Origin of the sequence: Rhodococcus sp. 05-2254-2, assembly GCF_002259095.1 — a bacterium.
Lineage (GTDB): Bacteria > Actinomycetota > Actinomycetes > Mycobacteriales > Mycobacteriaceae > Rhodococcoides.
This window is the reverse complement of record NZ_NOZJ01000022.1, coordinates 1-17152: the sequence shown is the minus strand read 5'-3', so window position 1 is coordinate 17152 and position 17152 is coordinate 1. Positions and strand designations below refer to the sequence as shown.

Here is a 17152-nt window from a genome sequence, read left to right as displayed (position 1 = left end):
CGGATCCTCGTCGTCACCGGCACGCGTGTCGGTCTGCCCTCGTCACCGCGTCCATGCTGTGTGCGACCAGGAGCCAGGTGCGGGCAAGGTTCTTCCACACCGCGCCCGAGTTCTTCCCATTCGTGTCGTCGGGGCGAGCGCGAACAGCGGCCGATCGATGCAGCGACAGTGCCCGCGCTGTCAACGCGTCGATATCGCCGTCGGCGCACACCGATCGAACGGTGTGCGCGTCGACGCGCCGACCGATCAACTGGCACAGCGCCTGAAGTGACCTCAGCTCGGCAGGAACGTCGTCGGATGTCTCCGAGGGACTCTCGGTCGCTGCGCCGGTCGTGCGACCGAAGGACCCGCGTTGCAGGTCGACCGGCCCCGACGATGCTCCGTCGGCCGCCACGCTCCATACGCTCAGGAACGACGGATGTGGGACGTTCCAGATCTCGCGGAACGCGCGCGTGATCATCTCCGCGACGAGCGCAGCATCGGCTCGGGTGTCGGTTCGCGTGAGATCGATGATCGACCCGTCCGCGACCGGCTTGCCTCGATCCAGCCAACCGCAGTCGAGGAGCTGCACATCCATGGCCGTCGCGTCCGGGGCATCCGGGTACAGCAGGGACGGCAGCGCTGCCACCGACACCAGCACGCCGCTGTCCGTCGCCGCCACGTCGATGTACGGGCGCAACCCACGCTCGCCGGGGCTCGCCTGAGCGGCGGACACCGTGATGTAATCGCGCCGCGGCAAGGTCCGAAGACGCGCATGCAGGTTTTCGGTGAACGTGGCCCACGCGAGCGCGGTGGTGGAGTCGAAATGGCCGTTCTGCAGTGCGGTCACGGTGCGAACCCTCTTCTCGGACGAGAACTGATGCCTGTACTCGAGACCGTAGCGAGGGGGTCCGACAAGAAACCGCGTCAGTACACGTCGCGCAGGTAGCGCTTCGATTGCTTGAGCTCGTTGACATAGTCCTCGGCGGCATCGGGGGAGCGGCCGCCGTGTTCGGCGACGATCTCGTGCAATGCCTCGTCGACGCCCTTGGCCATGCGCGTCGCATCGCCGCACACATAGAGGTGCGCGCCCGCTTCGAGCCACCCGTACAGCTGCTTTCCCGCCTCACACATGCGGTGCTGTACGTAGATCTTCTCGTGCTGGTCGCGAGAGAAGGCCAGATCGAGTCGCGTCAGCAGACCGCTGCGCTCGAAATCGGCGAGTTCGTCCTCGTAGAGGAAGTCGCTCGATCGATGCTGATCGCCGAAGAACAGCCAGTTCTCGCCTGCAGCGCCGCGGGCGCGACGTTCGTGCAGAAACGCGCGGAACGGTGCCACTCCGGTTCCCGGCCCGATCATGATGATCGGGGTGTCGTCGGACGGGAGGCGGAACGACTTGTTGGCGGACAGGAACACTCCCGCCTGATGTCCGTCCCCGATGCGATCGGCCAGATACGTCGAGCAGACGCCGCCTCGATCACGCTCGGCCGACCGGTATCGGACCGTGGACACGGTCAGATGAACGGTGCCCTCGTGCGCGATCGGCGACGAGGAAATCGAGTAGACCCGGTGCTGCAGAGGACGCAGCAAACCGAGGAACTCGGCCGGATCGAACGTCCCCGACCGATCGAGATCGAGAACGTCCACGACATCGCGACCCCAGGTCCAGGCGTCGAACGATGCGCGGTCACCGTTCTGCAGAACGTGATCGAGCTCGGCGTCACCGGCCCGTTCGGCGACGGCCTCGATCAGATCCATGGACGGGATGCCGATTTCGTACTCCGTCGTCAGCGCCTGTGCGAGGGTGATCTCGCCGGATTTCGTGTGGACGGCCGTGTCTGCCTGCACTCCGAGGCGGTCGACGACGGCGGAGACCAATGCTGCGTCGTTGACGGGTTTGACGCCGAACCCGTCGCCGGCCTCGTAGACGATGCCGCTCTCGCCCAGCGCTATCTCGAAGTGTCGAACTTCTTTTGCGGATGTCGGACCGGACAGGCGACTGTTGCTCAGAACCTGCGCGCGGTAAGGATTCTTCCGATTCCACGGTGAGCGCTTCGATGCGGTCTTGGTGGCGCCGAGATCGCCGATTCGAGCGTCGATGTCCTGTACCTGCCTTGCATTTGTCGTCACGATGCGTCGAGCGAAAGGTCGACTGTTCGAAGACTAATCGTGCGCAGTCACTCGCGGTGCAGGACGTCTACTCCGTCGACGGAGAAGACGACGTCGTATCCGCTCGCCAGCGCCCGGCTGATCGCCTGACGATCACCGGTCTCGTCCGTCGGCCAACCCGCCGGCCGTTCGCGGTTCACGACGATCCAATCCGGGACGGTCGAATCGGTCGTGCGCTGCGGAAAGACCGACACGTCGTGGTCGGCGACGAGTTGGGCCACCAGATTGTTCGACGCCGCAACTCGATCATCGGCAGGAATCCACTCGGAGATTTCTCGGACGGTCTCGGCTTGCGGATCGATCGTCCATTCCTGGGCGTGCACCACGCGTGACATGGGCAGGAACGGCAATGCGACGACCGTGAACGCGGCTACGAACGCAACGATGTAGTGCCGGCCGCGTTCGCTGAGCTGACCGTGCCGGTGGCTGCGCGCGAACGCGTCGAGCAAGGCGACGAACACGATGACCATGAGGATCGCGTTGTAGTGATAGATCGGCTTCCAGAAGTTCGTGTTGTCACTGAGAAAACGCCATGCCACCGTCGGGACCGCGATCAGCAGTAGCGGAGAGCGCAGAGCGAAGAAGCCGGTGACCGCAAGCAGCAGAAACGCCGTGGCCGCCCGCGAATCGCCGGCGACCAGACCGTGCGCTGTATCGGCGATGCCCTCGCCCAGCGGAGGCAGTTTCGAGCCCTGGTCGTACGAGTTGTCGGTGCTCAGGGCCGGAACGATCACCTTGACCGCGAGCACCATCCAGGTCAGTCCCCAGACGGCCGTCAGCGCACCGAGGATGCGGGTTCGTCCGGTCGTCCACAGCGCCACCAACGCCCCGACGACGATCACTGTCAGACCCATGTCCTCTTTCACGAAGACCAGCGGCAGTGCCCAGGCCAAGGCCGGCAGCCAGCGCTGCCGAACCAGTGCGACCATCGACATGGCCAGCAGCGGCATCGCGAAGGCCACCTCGTGAAAGTCGAAGTTCAGCGCAGCCTGGACGCCCCAGGACAGTCCGAACGCCGCGGCGATCACGATGCCGACGATCGTGCCGAACTTCTGTACCGCCAGTCGGCTGATCGGAATCACGGCGAGTGCGAACAACACGGCTTGCGCTATCAGCAGCGTCTCGGCGTGCGGGAACAGCCGGTAGACAGGCCCCAGCAACGCGGTGATGGGCGAGAAGTGGTCACCCAGCGTGTTGTAGCCGGTGCCGAGCAGGTCGGATGTCGGCGCCTGGAACTGCGAGTACGACGCGATCTGCTGGACGAATATGCCCAGGTCGAATCCGGAGGTGCGGAGCTGGCGATGGCCGAGGACGGACATCACCGCGTACAGGGTCGCCAGCACGGCGAACGAGACGGCCGGCACCATTGTCTCGGCGGAACGGAGTTTCGCGCGCCGGTCTGTGGTCGCTGTTTCGTCGGTCGCTGTTCTGTCGGTCGCTGTGTCGACACTGTCGGCATCGGTGACGACCGTGGAGTTCTCGGTAGTGGTCACGAGAAGGCATGTCTACCGGACCGACGTGAGACGTTCCTGAGAACCGCCGGTCAGCGCTTGCGTTTTTTCGCAGGCTTGCGTCGGGGCGGCTGCGAGGTGAGGTGATAGTAGAGCGCATCCTCGGAGTCTTCGACCACCACGTCGATGAAGTCGCCCACTTCGAGGTAATCGTTGACGGCAATTCTGTCGGTCGAGCCGATGACTGCTTTCACCGATCGGGCGGGAACGAGGCCTCTGCGGCCGTCCGGTCCGACGGCGAGTGCATAACGTGGGCCGGTGCGGGTGACCCTGGCACTGATGAAGTCCGGATCTTTCGGAATCGGGTCGGCCGCGAGCACGCCGCCGTCCTTGGACGCTGCCGTCAACGAGTCGAGCTGCGCGGCCAGATCGTCGGCCATCGCATCCACCTGATCGAGCAGGTGGGCCATGTGCGCGGCGTAGTCGGTGTGCTTCTTGGTCGGCTTCAGTGCCTCACCGGGCTTGTACATGTCCTCGTGTGTCAGCTCGCCCCAGGCGTCCTGCAGGCGCGTCTTGACCTGGACTTCCACCTTCACGTCGAGATCGCCCTGGTGAGTGGCAACTCGAACGACCAGCACGGCGTGATACGCGCGGTAGCCGCTCGGCTTGGGAAAGGCGACGTAGTCGGTGGGTGGTTGCGCGAACCGCACGGAGCATTCCGGGTCGTTGCACGCACGCTCGAGCGCAGCGACGAACGTCAGCTGATCGCGCGGGGTCTTGCACAGCACCTTGACGCCGACGAGATCGGGCAACGCCTCGGCGACGGCATCGGCGTCGGTCGGTTCGGTGATGCGGCCCTCGGAGAGATACCGGCGCAGTTTGTCGGCCGATCTGCCCGGGTCCTTGATGCGTGCCATCTGCGCGTTCAATCGGTCTCGATCGACGTCCTCGAGAATCTCGTCGGCGATGGTCTCGAGGAAATTCTGCGCGGTGACGAGAGCGGCTTCCCACGCTCGACGACGCTGCAGGTACAGCTCTTCGACCAAGTCGTCGATACTCGTTGCCGATGTCACGATGCCGAGGTTAACGCAGAAGTGTCGCCGATCCTTTCGGCGGCGCGCATTCGAGCTGTGGTGCGACGGTGTCCGGTTTACGCTCTACCGCATGACCGTGGCCTCGGAACAGAAGGACGACTTCGTCGAGCAGTTCGATCCCTTTCGCCGTGAGTTGCTCGCACACTGCTATCGCATGACCGGGTCGATCCACGACGCCGAGGACCTGTTGCAGGAGACATACATTCGCGCGTGGCGGGGGTACGCCAAGTACGAGGGCCGATCGTCCCTGCGCACATGGCTGTACCGAATCGCAACCAATACCTGCCTCACCGCTCTCGACGGCCGGGCGAAGCGTCCTTTGCCGACGGGTCTGGGCGCACCGAGTTCAGGTCCCACCGACGAACTGGTGCAGAACAACGAGATTCCGTGGCTCGAGCCGATCGCCGATTGCGAACTTGCGGATGCGAGCGATCCCGCCTCGATCGTGGTGGCGAAAGAATCCGTACGGCTCGCCTTCGTCGCCTCGCTGCAACATCTGTCGTCTCGGCAACGCGCGGTGCTGCTGATGCGCGAAGTGTTGCAGTGGAAAGCGTCGGAGGTTGCCGAAGCTCTCGCCACGACGACGACCGCAGTCAACAGCCTCCTGCAGCGAGCACGGGAGCGTCTCGACGAGATCGCGCCCGAGCTCGACAACGTCGAGCCCATCGAATCCGCGGAACTACAGAAACTTCTCACCCAGTACGTGGAGTGTTTCGAGAGCTACGACATCGATCGACTGGTCACGCTGTTCACCTCGGACGCAGTATGGGAAATGCCGCCGTTCGTCGGGTGGTATCAGGGTGGCGAGACGATCGGATCTCTTATCCGGAACAACTGCCCCGCAAACGGAGCAGGCGATATGCGGATGGTGGCCACCTCCGCCAACGGTCAACCTGCGTACGGGCTGTACATGCTGGCAGAGGACGATGTGCACCGGGCCTTTCAGCTGCATGTTCTCGATGTCGATGCCAGAGGGGTCGGGCACGTGGCCTGCTTCTTCGATCTGACTCTGTTCGATCGATTCGGCTTGCCCGACAGCCTCTAGGGCGACAAGATAGGTCAGCCGTGCGGCACGGCCGACGGATCCATCCACATCACTTCCCACACGTGATTGTCGAGATCTCGGAACGCCCGGCCGTACATGAACCCGTGATCCTGGGGTTCCATCCACTTCGATCCACCCGCGGCGATCGCCGCGTCGGTGAGCGAATCGACCTCCTCGCGACTGTCGGCAGAGACGCACATCAGCACCTCCCGGGCCGAGCCCGTGTCGCAGATCGAGTCCGAGATGAAGTCCTCGAACCGAGAGGTGGACAGGAACATCACGGTTGCCTGGTCGCTGACGACCATCGAGGCACAGTTCTCGTCGCTGAACACATCGTTGAACTCGAATCCGAGACCCTCGAAGAATGCGCGGGTGGCGACGACGTCGCGGACGGGCATGTTGGCGAACAACAAACGGGACATGGATACACACCTTTGCCGGAAGAACTTGCTGCTTCGGACCGTCGAACAACGGTCTTGCTCGTACTGACAGCGGTCGATCCGAAAAGTCATCGGGTTGTGGATGTGCCGACACGACGCGACCCCGCCGAGCGGGTGCTCGACGGGGTCGCGGACTGCGAAGCTGAAGGGGGCGTGTAGTTATCGCGTGATCTGCGCGAGGCGTGACAGCATGCGCGTGAAGACGTGGCCGTCGTTGCCGAGGTCTGCGTAGGGGTCGGCTGCCTGGTCCGACTCGGTGGCGCCGGACGTTGCCGCAGCAAGCGTGCGCGCCAGGCGGGTACGACGCTCGATGGCGTCGAGGATGGTGCCGTCGAGCATTGAAACTTCGTCGAAGAGCTGGTCGACGTCAGCTGTCGCGATGTCGGCACTGTCGGTGCCAATTGCGAGCGAATCGATCTGAACAGTCACATCGTCTCCTTTTGTTCGCGTCCTGAGGTGTGAGTCGTTCGGTCGGCCGGAACCGTTACAGCTCGACCCGTGTAAAAACGATGTTTCGTCGCCCAGACCAAGATGCCCACTGGGCGGGCCTGGGCCAACCTCTTCGGGGTGTGATGCTGCATACAGTCCGGTCGGTTCCCCGACCTGCGGGTTCTCGAGGGGTGAAGGCTCGAAGGATTCTTCTCGTGTTGTTCGGGTACCTACGGAAGCGAACGACGGCAACTTTCGAGGAGTGAACGATGCGTTACGACTACCTGATCATCGGCGGGGGAATGGTTGCGGACAGCGCTGCTCGCGGAATCCGCGAGCAGGACGCGTCAGGCTCCATCGGCATACTCGGCGCAGACCCCGACGCGCCGTACACCCGCCCGGCGCTGTCGAAGAAGCTGTGGACCGATCCGGATTTCGGCCGCGATCAGGTCTCGCTGGACACGGCCTCCGACACCGGTGCGGAGGTGCACACCGGAACTCGAGTCGCCTCGGTGGACCGCTCGAACTCGTCGGTCACCACCGAATCCGGAGAACGCCACGAGTACGGCAAACTCCTCCTGGCAACGGGTGCAACGCCGACCCGGATCGAACTGCCTCCCAGCCCCCGCGTGGTGTACTTCCGCACTTTCGCCGACTATCGAGCGCTGCGCGAGCTCACGAAGACCGCCGATCACATCGCTGTGGTCGGGGGCGGATACATCGGCACCGAAATTGCAGCTGCGTTGTCTCTTCAGGATGTGAAGGTCACACTGGTCACCTCGGATGCCGTACTCGGAGGACACATGTTTCCGCCGACCCTGGCTGCCGGCTTCGACAAGGGTTTCGCCGGCCACGGCGTCACTGTGCGCCGGGGAACGAAGGTCGTGTCAGGGGCCGAGGCGTCGGCGCGCGTGCAACTTCAACTCGACGACGGTTCGACCGTGGAGGCGGACGGAGTCGTGTTCGGACTCGGTGTGCGACCCGAAACAGAGCTGGCCGAATCTGCAGGGCTGGCAGTCGACGACGGAGTGATCGTCGACGAGTTCCTCCGGACCGAGGACGAACACGTCTACGCCGCAGGTGATGTGGCGAACTACCCCGACGCCGTTCTCGGTCGCCGACGCATCGAGCACGTCGACAACGCGACCGAAATGGGCAAGGCCGCAGGACGCAATATGGCCGGTGCCGCAGATCCCTACACGTACACCCCGTACTTCTATTCCGACGTGTACGACGACGGATATCAGGCGATCGGCACGGTGTCCACGACGCTGAATGTCATCGAGGACTGGAAGACGGTCGGCAAGGAAGGCGTCGTGTACTACCTCGACGACGACGCCGTCGTCCAGGGCGTCCTGATGTGGAACGTCTGGGAGGGGCTCGACGTGGCGCGCACGTTGCTGGCCGAGAAGAAGCCGCAGACCGAACAATCGCTGAGCGGACTGATCTGAGCTTCTGGAACACTCGAAGGTGAGCGGACCAGCGACGGTTGGACGTGACCTAGGAGAGATGATGTCCGAGTTCGATGGCAGTGGGTCGGCCGAGCAGCGTGCCCGATTCGACGACGAGGTTCACAGCCGCTGCGCCCGCTGCCGGTTGCCCGGACATTCCGAACCGTTGTCCGACGTGGCCGCGGTCGCCATCGCGGCCGGGCGCGTCGACGAGGCCACCCGAGCTGTTCTCATCAATCGATGGCATGCGGGACGCTCGCTGCCGTCGATCGGGGGATTCGGCGCGCTCCGCAATCTGGTGGACGAACGCGATCGGTGGCTCGCCAAGGACACGACGAGCAAGCCCGGATCGGCTCTGGTGTACAAACTTCGAGCTGCCGAGTTGAGCAAACGCGTCAATCACCACCGCACCACCGTGGTGATGTCCAATCGGCACTACGCCACCGGAGTACGCGCGGCGCGAAAAGAGCGCCGAGAAGGTGTGCACCTCGATCTGGACCAACGGGATGCGATTTTCGATGCGTTGACGAGGACGCCTGCGCCGGAGAAGTTCGGCCCGATTGCCGAGCGAGGTCTGTCTCTGGTGGACGCGGCCACGGATCGGGTCAGCACGCTGGCGCGCAAAACTCCGGTGGCCGACAGGGTCGAGTGGGCCACAGGACTGGTGGATCAGTTCGTGGATCGAAAAGACGACCGCTTCGTCGATCGCTACGACACTCTGTTGTTCCTCGCGGGCACTTCGTTCGACCGGGTGCGTCGGTCGCCGGCATGGCAGTCGACGTATTTCGAGATCCAACGCAATCAGTTGGACCTGTTCGTCGAACTCACCGAAATCGCGGTCGATGCCGCGTCGCTGCGCACGGTAGCGACCGAGCTGAATCGGATCGGTGAGACGATGGTCGACGAAGAGACCGCAGCGCAGGTCGAATCCCGGCGTGGCGCACTGGAAGTGGTGTGGAGGCAGTTGACCGGACGGGTGGCCGCGCTGGTTCGACTCGCGAATGTGGTCGAGTCCTCGGAGACCGAGGCGCGCACGTCCGACGCGATGGCCCGCGCGCACAGCTTGGACGATCGGATCGATGACCTCGTCGGGCGGTCGGGAAGCCGGGAAATGTCCGCCGAGAACACACATTTCGTCGGTGATCAAGTGCGGACGCAGTGGCGCGACTGAGTGCCGCCGAGGGCACACAGTCGCGCCACTGGCTCTAGGCGATGATTGCGAACAGAATTCCCGCGACGACGAAGCTGACCACGGACAGAATCGTCTCGAGGACCGTCCACGTTTGCAGCGTCTGCTTGACGGTCAGGTTGAAGAATTTCGCGATGATCCAGAAGCCGCCGTCGTTGACGTGGCTGGCGATGATCGAGCCCGCTGCGATCGACATGGCGATCAGCGCGACGGCCGGAGCCGAGTAATCCTGGGCTGCGACCAGGGGCCCGACTATGCCGCCGGTCGTCACGATGGCCACGGTTGCCGAGCCCTGCGCCACGCGCAGCGCACAGCTGATGATGTAGGCCAGGACGATGATCGGTAGACCAGCCGCTGCCATCGTGTCGGCCAGCGCGGTGCCGATGCCCGTGGCCGAGATGACCTTTCCGAAGAATGCGCCTGCGCCGACCACCAGCAACAGCATGCCCACCGGACGAAGCGACTCTCCGGTCAGCTTGCTGAGTTCCTGGACCGTGGATCCACGTCGAATGCCCAGAACATAGAACGCGATCAGAACTGCGATGAGAAGCGCGACGGCGGGCGTACCCAAGAACGTGAGCACCTCGAGTAGGTTGCCGGGATCGAGCAGAATGCTGCCGAACGTGGCACCGAGGATCAGGACCAGCGGAACGGCTATGATCGCTCCGATCGTGCCCACCGACGGCGGCGTGGTGACGACCGGACGTTTGGTCGCGACCGTGCCTGCTCCTCCACCCTCGGTGGTGCTCGCATCGCTTCCGTCGTTGATGAAGTCCTCGGGGACGTCGACGATGATGCGTTTGCCGATCCAGTTACCCCACACCAGGCCGGCGGCGATGAATCCTGGTATTCCGCAGATGAATCCGAACAGGATGAGCCACCCCAGGTTCACCTCGAGCAGACCACCGAGGGCGACCGGTCCCGGGTGCGGTGGCAAGAAGGCGTGCGTCATGGACAACCCTGCCAGCATCGGCAGCGCATAGAGCACCAACGACTTTCCGCCTTGGCGCGCCGCCACGTACACCAGCGGTGCCAATACGAAGATGCCGATGTCGAAAAACACCGGAATGCCGAAGATCAAGCCCAGCAGTCCCATTGCGATGGGTGCTCCGCGTTCCCCGAAGACGCCCAGTAGCTTGGCGGTCAGTGCCTGCGCGCCACCGGACTTTTCGAGAATCGCGCCGAGGACCGTGCCCAGTCCGATTATCACTGCGATGTGCCCGAGGATGCCCCCGAATCCGGTTTCGAGAAGCGATTCGTTGCTCTTGATGGCGGTGCCGACTATCTCGTTGACGGGCAAGCCGGCAGCCAGAGCCAAGCCGAGGCCGACGATGAGAAGTGCGATGAACGGTTCGAGCTTGACCTTGATGATGACGATGAGCAGTACCGCAATTGCGATGCCGCACAATACGAGTAGGCCTGGCGTTGAGGTTCGCAGCCAGTCGACGACAGAATTCATGACGAGCCTTCCTTGATGTCTGCATTGATAGCCGCCACGAACGCCTGTGCTCGCACGGTGATGTCGTCCCACTGGCCGGCCGCAACCGACGCCGGTGGAACCACATCGGTGCCTGCGGTCACTGCGACGGCACCGGATGTCAGGAACTGAGCGGCGTTTCCTGCGTTGACCCCGCCGGACGGAACGAGTTTCGCGTCGGGGAAGGGGCCGAGCAGATCCTTGAAATACGCGGACCCGACGGTCCGAGCCGGAAATATCTTCACGGCATCCGCTCCGAGATCGAGGGCAGTCATCACCTCCGACGGGCTGAGCGCGCCCATCATCAGCGGGATCCCGGCGTCGGTCACGATCGTGGCAACGTCGGGCCGCAGCCCGGGGGTCACCACGAAGCATGCTCCCGCGTCGATCGCCGACCGTGCCTGATCGGCGGTCAGGACGGTGCCGGCACCGACGACCGCACCCGCGTTCGATGCCGCGCGGAGCAGTGCCAGCACGCCGGGCGTGGTGAAGGTCAATTCGAGGGCCCGAATCCCGCCGCGCGAGAGCGCATTCGCCAACGCAGCAGGATCGGAGATGTGCGGCGCACGGACCACCGACAGTGCGCGGTCCTCCAGAATGGTGGTCAGTGCATTCACGATGTCTGCTTTCCAGTGGGATTCATCCGCAGGGCACGGCCTGCCAGAGAGTGCGTGGGGCGGCGATCGTCGACAGCGAAGGCACCGTTGACCATCACGTGGCTGATGCCGGCGGCCTGTTGCTTCGGATTCTCGAACGTGGCGGTATCGCGCACGGTTGCCGGGTCGAACAGGACTAGATCGGCTGCGTGCCCTTCGGCGATCGTGCCGCGGGCGCGCAGGCGGAGGCGCGCAGCGGGACGACCGGTCAGGTGATTGATGCAGTCCTCGAGCGAGAGCAACTGCTCGTCCCGAACGTAGTGCCCCAGGTAGCGGGGGAACGTTCCCCAGGCGCGGGGGTGGGGTTTCTCGCCGACAAGGATCGCGTCGCTGCCGCCCATATGGCGTGGATGCGCCATGATCTCGCGCACGTTCTCCTCGTGTCCGACGTGCTGCAAGATGGTGGTGGCCAGCGCATCTCGGCGAAGGAAGTCGAAGAACACGTCCACCGGTGACCGACCCGCCTCCGCCGCGATATCGGACATCGTGCGCCCGACGTAGCGATCGAGCTCCGGATTCGCCACTCCGCTGAGCTGGATGGTCTCCCATTCGACTGTCACGCCATGGCAGCCGTCGGACCCGTCGACGTCGACATCCTGTGCGATGCGTCGACGCATGTCCGGATCGTCGAGGCGTTCGAGCGCGCGATCCGGGCCACCCGACATCGCCCAACTCGGTAGCAGCGCAGACAAAGTGGTGGCTCCGGGCAGATACGGATACGTGTCGAGGGTGACGTCACATCCGTCCGCGATCGCAGAATCGACGCGGTCCAAGAACTCTCGTGCCCTGCCCCGATTGACGCCGAAGTTCATCGTCGCGTGAGTCAGATGCAGCGCACATCCCGTCTCCCTGGAGAGATCGAGCATCTCCTGGTATGCGTCGAGTGCGCCCGCGCCGTACGACCGAGTGTGCGGCGCGTAGAACCCACCGAAGTCGGCGACGACCTCGCACAGCGCGCGTAATTCGCTTGTGTCCGCATACATTCCGGGCGTGTACGTCAAACCGCTCGACATTCCGACGGCACCCTCGTGCAGGCCCTGCGCCAACAACTCCTGCATGTGGGCGATCTCGGACGGCGTCGCCGGTCGCTGATCAGGGCCCACCGCGAGGTAACGCAGTGTTCCCTGGGGAACGAGATAGGCAGCGTTCGGGGTGATCCCCTCGTCGAGGCGAGCGAGGTACTCGGAAACCGAGCGCCACGAGAAGTCGAGGTCGACGGGATTGCCGTTCCATCCGGCGATCTGACGCCGCACCACATCGAGCGTCGCGTCGTCGATCGGAGCGTAGGCGATGCCGTCCTGGCCGATGACCTCGGTGGTGACACCCTGACTGATCTTCGGGAAGTGGTCGGGATCGGTCAGTAGACGCAGATCGGAATGGGCATGCATGTCGATGAACCCGGGGGACAGGACCTGCCCAGGTGTCGCATCGACGATTCTGTCGGCACCGAGAACGGTGCCGGGTTCGGCGATCGAGGCGATGATTCCGTCGCGTACGAGAACGTCACGACGCAGTCGCGGAGACCCGGTGCCGTCGATGACGTCAGCACCTCGAAAGAGGATATCGGACATGGGGTTTCGACTCTCTAGAAGAATGTGTGCACGAGATCGACGACGCGAGGATCGTCGCTGTCGGCATCGTCGACGACGGGAATGAGACGCCACTTGTCGAAAGCGGTGCACGGGTGAGACAGCCCCAAGCGCACCACCGATCCCACCGGCAGTGCCCCGCTGTCCTCGGCCGGTAGGCGAAGGAACGCATGCTGATCGTTCAGCGCTGTGATGTCGGCACCGGAGGCGAGAGTCTCGGTTCCTCGAACGGATTGGGGGACAGGCAGTCCTTCGTCGAACGGGAAGTCCCGCTTTCCTGCATCGAGCAGCGCGAGACCGGGCTCCGGCCTTGAGACCGTCCGAGCCCATCCGTGCATCGCCGACATCAATGGCGCGTCGGTGCGGGCGGGAGTGAGTGGTGAGATTTGCGAGTAGAAGCCGTCGTCGTGCACCACGTAGGCACCCGAGCGCAGCACTACGTCGGTAGGTACTCCCTCTCCGTTGGTGAGAGAGCGCAACCGCTCGACCACGAGGTCCTGGTAGGCGCTGCCGCCGGCGGTCACGATCGCATGCCCGCCGTACAACCCCTCGGCATCGAGCGCGCGATGGAGGGTGGCCACGTTGTCGAGATAGGTCCGAACCGCCGCGAGGCCGCTGTCGGTCCGGTCGTGGCTCAGTGCGCCCTCGTAGCCGCCGACCCCGGCCAGAGTCAGCCGCGGCGACGACGCGATCGCACGTGCCACCGAGATCGCTTCTTCTGTCGTCCGCGCGCCGGTTCGGCCGTGCGGGCCACCGAGTTCGACGACGACCGCGACCGGCCGTTCTCCTTGCGTCGAGAGGATGCGGTCCATCTCGTGCACCGTTGCGACGCTGTCGGCCCAGCAGTAGAACTCGAATGTCGGGTGCGAATCCAGCTCGGCCGCAATCCACGTCAACGCAACAGGGTCGATCTCGGCATTGGCAAGAACGATGCGTTCGACCCCGAATGCGCGTGCTGCCTGAACTTGCCATCCGGTTGCGAGGGTGATGGCCCAGCTTCCTGCGTCGAGCTGCTGCTTCCACAGTTGAGGGGCCATCGACGTCTTCCCGTGGGGTGCGAGCAGCACTCCCGCGCGCGCAGTCCACTCGGCCATGACCGAGATGTTCGACGCGATGCGTGCTCGGTCGAGAGTGAGGACGGGCGTCGTGAACTCGGAGAGCCGCGGCGACGTGGCGAGAAAGCTCTCGATGGTGTGCCCCCATGACCTGGGTGGCAATGCCTTGTACTCGGGTCCGAGCACTCGTCGGCTGAGTGCCTCGACGGCATCGGTGTCGATCACGATCGTCTCCTCGGTCTCGAAAAACCCGCACATGCGTTGCGTATTTTGCAACGGTAGTTGCGCAATGTGTTTATGCTTTGTAGTCTGCAACGAAAGTCAGCGTTCCCGCAAGAGTTCGAGGAGATCGACGTGAAAGCACCACGAGCGGTGTGTGTGGGCGAAGGCCTCGTCGTTCTGGTTGCCGAGCCGGGCCCATTGGAGAAATCGAACACGTTCCACCGCACAGCCGGGGGCGCAGAAGCCAACGTGGCCAGGGTGTTCGGTCAATTGGGCGTCGATGCGTCGTGGATCTCTCGAGTGGGAGATGACGGATTCGGCCGGTACCTTGTCGGTCAATTGATCGCGGCAGGTGTCGACACCTCCGGTGTGTCGCTCGACCACGAGCGACCCACTGGCATGTACGTGAAGCAACGCGGATCGGGTTCCGGCGACCGCCACGACCTCGCATGCCGAGACAGTGCGATGACCTACTTCCGTGCCGGCTCGGCTGCGAGTGCTCTGTCGCCCACAGACATCGACGGGAATGCAGCGAACCTTGTCGCCCGTACCGACCTGATCCACTTCACCGGAATCACGGTGGCCATCTCCGATACCGCCGCCGATCTGACGAGATACTTGATGGATCAGCCCACTCTCGTCAGCTTCGATCTGAACTATCGGCCGGCGCTGTGGAAATCTCGGCCGGACACAGCCACCGATGTTCTCGGTGAACATGTTCGAGGAAGCGATGTGGTGTTCATGGGTGCGGACGAAGCTGCGCTGGTGTTCGGCACGTCCGATCCCGCCGAGCTGCGCGAGATGTTTCCGCAACCACATCACCTGGTGATCAAGAACGACGCGCACATCGTGACGGCGTTCGAGGGGGCCGCTCGGATCGACGTACCGGCGCTGAAGCTCGACGTAGTCGAGAAGATCGGTGCCGGAGACGCGTTCGCGGGCGGATATCTGACCGGACTGCTGTCGGGCAGGAGTTCCGTCGAGCGCGTTCGGTTCGGTCACCTGTGCGCGGCGGGTGCGTTGACCGGGCAGGACGACATCGCCTCGGTGCTTCCCTTGACGGTGCTGACCCAACTGGCCGAACTGGCCGACGCCGATTGGGCGAGGCTGGACTACGCGGCCACTGCCGCGCGCCACTCGGAGATGTCGCAATGAGTCAGAGTCTCGCGCGGGCGATGACACTGCTCGGCTTGCTCGGCGACGGACCGCGGTCGCTCGACGAGCTGGCGTCGGTTCTCGAGGTCCACAAGACGACCGTGCTGAGGCTCCTTCGCACGATGGAAGCCGACAGATTCGTCCAGCACGACGCGGACCACCGATATCAGCTCGGATCCAGGTTGTTCGAGCTCGCCAACCATGCGCTCGAACAGCGGGATGTTCGGAGCATTGCCCGGCCGCACTTGTCCGAACTGAACGCGATCACCGGCCAAACCGTCCACCTCGCCACCTACGAGGCCGGCGTCGTCATCTACATCGACAAGTTCGACGCCCAGCAGAGCGTGCGGATGTATTCGCGAATCGGAAAGCCTGCGCCGCTCCACTGCACAGCTGTGGGGAAGGTCCTCATCTCGGCGCGGCCGGAGGCGGAGCGTGTGCAGATTGCACGCAACATCACCTACACGCCGTTCACCGAAAGAACCATTACGACGGCCGAGCGTTACCTTCGCGAGCTCGACCTCGTGCGCGAGCAGGGGTTCGCCGAAGACCGCGAGGAGCACGAGTCCTTCGTCAACTGCATCGGATGCGCAGTACGCAACGGAACCGGTGATGTGGTGGCAGCGGTATCGATGTCCGTGCCCGACATGGTGCTCGATCATCAGCAGGTGCTTGCCACGCTCCCCGAAGTGCAGCACGCCGCGGCGGCGATCTCCGCAGGATTGGGATGGCACCCGCAAGAAGCCCAGGACGACAGAACACAGAACCAGAACTCGAAGGAAGGAACACAATGAGTGAGAAGATCGAAATCCGCACCACAGGTGCGCCCGCACCTGCCCACACATTTTCCCAGGGAGTCCGGAAGGGGCCGTTCGTTCAGGTCTCGGGGCAGGGGCCGGTCGACCCGGCCACCAGTGAATACCTGTATCCAGGCGATGTAGCCGCGCAGACGACCCGCACACTCGAGAACGTCAAAGCGATCGTCGAGGCCAGCGGTGCGACCTTCGACGACGTCGTCATGCTGAGGGTGTATCTGACCAAGCGTGAGGACTTCTCGACCATGAACGACGCTTACGGCCAGTTCGTTTCGGCACATACGTCGGGGGACGTTCTACCGAGTCGCACCACAGTGTTCACAGGACTGCCCAGGGAAGAGATGTTGGTCGAAATCGATGCCGTAGCGATCGTCTGATCGAGGCATGCGGCAGATGTTCACACGAAAATTACATCTGACCAGGCGATTTGCGTAAGCGTTGGTCTTCGCGTAACTTTTGTCGAGTCAGAGCAACACGGACACCGACCCGGTCTTCACGGACTGGGACAACGAGGTTGTACGGAGTATGCACTGAACAACCCAGGCAAGGCTCGAAAGTAATGAGTCATGTCTGGGGTTCGAGCGTGTAAGCCCCGAAGTTACCGTGCAAACGGTAGTGACGGTGTGTGCGTGTTCTTTGAGAACTCAACAGTGTGTCGATGAATGTCAGTGCCGAAATTATTTTGTTTTGGTGAAAGCATTCGATGTATCAGCCATCCGCTTGTGGTGGTTGTTGTCGGGTGTTGTTTGAAATGCTAGTTGAGTTTTTCTGCTAGTGATTTGACTTGATGTCTTTGACTGATTCGCAGCTTCGGTCCTCTTGTCGGGGGTCGGGGTTGTTGTTTCGCAGGTCTTTTACGGAGAGTTTGATCCTGGCTCAGGACGAACGCTGGCGGCGTGCTTAACACATGCAAGTCGAGCGGTAAGGCCTTTCGGG

The 17152-nt window shown here is 63.4% G+C and carries 15 protein-coding genes, 1 rRNA gene and 1 pseudogene; 7 read left to right on the top strand and 10 right to left on the bottom strand.

What is annotated here, in order from left to right:
* Positions 1-13 precede the first annotated feature (13 nt).
* From CH283_RS26700 to CH283_RS26685, 4 genes and pseudogenes are all read right to left on the bottom strand, one after another.
* A complete protein-coding gene (locus tag CH283_RS26700; protein ID WP_094640014.1) occupies positions 14-829 on the bottom strand; it encodes a TY-Chap domain-containing protein in 816 nt (271 codons plus the stop codon).
* Positions 830-906: 77 nt separating this feature from the next.
* A pseudogene (locus CH283_RS26695) lies at positions 907-2049 on the bottom strand (sulfite reductase subunit alpha); the annotation flags it as partial.
* A gap of 107 nt (positions 2050-2156) precedes the next feature.
* Positions 2157-3641, bottom strand: a complete 1485-nt coding sequence (locus tag CH283_RS26690; RefSeq protein WP_094640015.1) for a DUF2079 domain-containing protein — start codon at positions 3639-3641, stop codon at positions 2157-2159.
* 50 nt (positions 3642-3691) lie between these two features.
* Positions 3692-4672, bottom strand: a complete 981-nt coding sequence (locus CH283_RS26685; RefSeq protein ID WP_094640016.1) for a GTP pyrophosphokinase — start codon at positions 4670-4672, stop codon at positions 3692-3694.
* 91 nt (positions 4673-4763) lie between these two features.
* On the opposite strand from CH283_RS26685, the gene CH283_RS26680 reads away from it, so the two are divergent.
* Positions 4764-5738: a sigma-70 family RNA polymerase sigma factor gene (locus CH283_RS26680; protein WP_094640017.1), complete on the top strand. Its 975-nt coding sequence runs from the start codon at positions 4764-4766 to the stop codon at positions 5736-5738.
* Between the two features lie 14 nt (positions 5739-5752).
* On the opposite strand, the gene CH283_RS26675 is transcribed toward CH283_RS26680, so the two are convergent.
* Positions 5753-6160 carry a VOC family protein gene (locus CH283_RS26675; RefSeq protein ID WP_094640018.1) on the bottom strand — a complete coding sequence of 136 codons (408 nt, stop codon included), beginning with the start codon at positions 6158-6160 and terminating at the stop codon, positions 5753-5755.
* A gap of 177 nt (positions 6161-6337) precedes the next feature.
* Complete coding sequence (locus CH283_RS26670) at positions 6338-6607, bottom strand: hypothetical protein (RefSeq protein ID WP_094640019.1); 270 nt, start codon at positions 6605-6607, stop codon at positions 6338-6340.
* A 269-nt stretch (positions 6608-6876) separates the two neighbouring features.
* Between CH283_RS26670 and CH283_RS26665 the strand changes: the two genes are divergently transcribed.
* Positions 6877-8058: an NAD(P)/FAD-dependent oxidoreductase gene (locus CH283_RS26665; protein WP_094640020.1), complete on the top strand. Its 1182-nt coding sequence runs from the start codon at positions 6877-6879 to the stop codon at positions 8056-8058.
* Positions 8059-8119: 61 nt separating this feature from the next.
* Positions 8120-9229: a hypothetical protein gene (locus CH283_RS26660; protein WP_068050860.1), complete on the top strand. Its 1110-nt coding sequence runs from the start codon at positions 8120-8122 to the stop codon at positions 9227-9229.
* Between the two features lie 34 nt (positions 9230-9263).
* Here the strand turns inward: CH283_RS26660 and CH283_RS26655 are convergent, their stop codons facing one another.
* The 4 genes from CH283_RS26655 to CH283_RS26640 are packed head-to-tail and all read right to left on the bottom strand — an operon-like array spanning position 9264 to position 14282.
* Positions 9264-10706, bottom strand: coding sequence for a GntP family permease (locus CH283_RS26655; protein ID WP_094640022.1), 1443 nt, complete (start codon positions 10704-10706; stop codon positions 9264-9266).
* The gene (locus CH283_RS26650; protein WP_094640023.1) at positions 10703-11341 is read right to left on the bottom strand and encodes a bifunctional 4-hydroxy-2-oxoglutarate aldolase/2-dehydro-3-deoxy-phosphogluconate aldolase; all 639 of its coding nucleotides are present in this window, start codon (positions 11339-11341) and stop codon (positions 10703-10705) included. Before CH283_RS26650 ends, CH283_RS26655 begins: the two co-directional genes overlap by 4 nt.
* On the bottom strand, positions 11338-12951 hold the full coding sequence (locus CH283_RS26645; protein WP_094640024.1) for an N-acyl-D-amino-acid deacylase family protein: 1614 nt from the start codon (positions 12949-12951) through the stop codon (positions 11338-11340). The genes CH283_RS26650 and CH283_RS26645 overlap by 4 nt, the downstream gene beginning before the upstream one ends.
* Positions 12952-12965: 14 nt before the next feature.
* Positions 12966-14282 carry an alanine racemase gene (locus CH283_RS26640; protein ID WP_094640025.1) on the bottom strand — a complete coding sequence of 439 codons (1317 nt, stop codon included), beginning with the start codon at positions 14280-14282 and terminating at the stop codon, positions 12966-12968.
* A 96-nt stretch (positions 14283-14378) separates the two neighbouring features.
* Between CH283_RS26640 and CH283_RS26635 the strand changes: the two genes are divergently transcribed.
* The 4 genes from CH283_RS26635 to CH283_RS26620 all read left to right on the top strand — a co-directional run.
* Positions 14379-15401 (top strand): sugar kinase, encoded by a 1023-nt coding sequence (locus CH283_RS26635; protein ID WP_255183363.1) that lies wholly within the window; start codon positions 14379-14381, stop codon positions 15399-15401.
* On the top strand, positions 15398-16195 hold the full coding sequence (locus tag CH283_RS26630; protein WP_094640027.1) for an IclR family transcriptional regulator: 798 nt from the start codon (positions 15398-15400) through the stop codon (positions 16193-16195). The genes CH283_RS26635 and CH283_RS26630 overlap by 4 nt, the downstream gene beginning before the upstream one ends.
* A complete protein-coding gene (locus CH283_RS26625) occupies positions 16192-16593 on the top strand; it encodes a RidA family protein (protein ID WP_068050854.1) in 402 nt (133 codons plus the stop codon). Before CH283_RS26630 ends, CH283_RS26625 begins: the two co-directional genes overlap by 4 nt.
* A 476-nt stretch (positions 16594-17069) precedes the next feature.
* Positions 17070-17152 (top strand): 16S ribosomal RNA (locus CH283_RS26620); the annotation flags it as partial.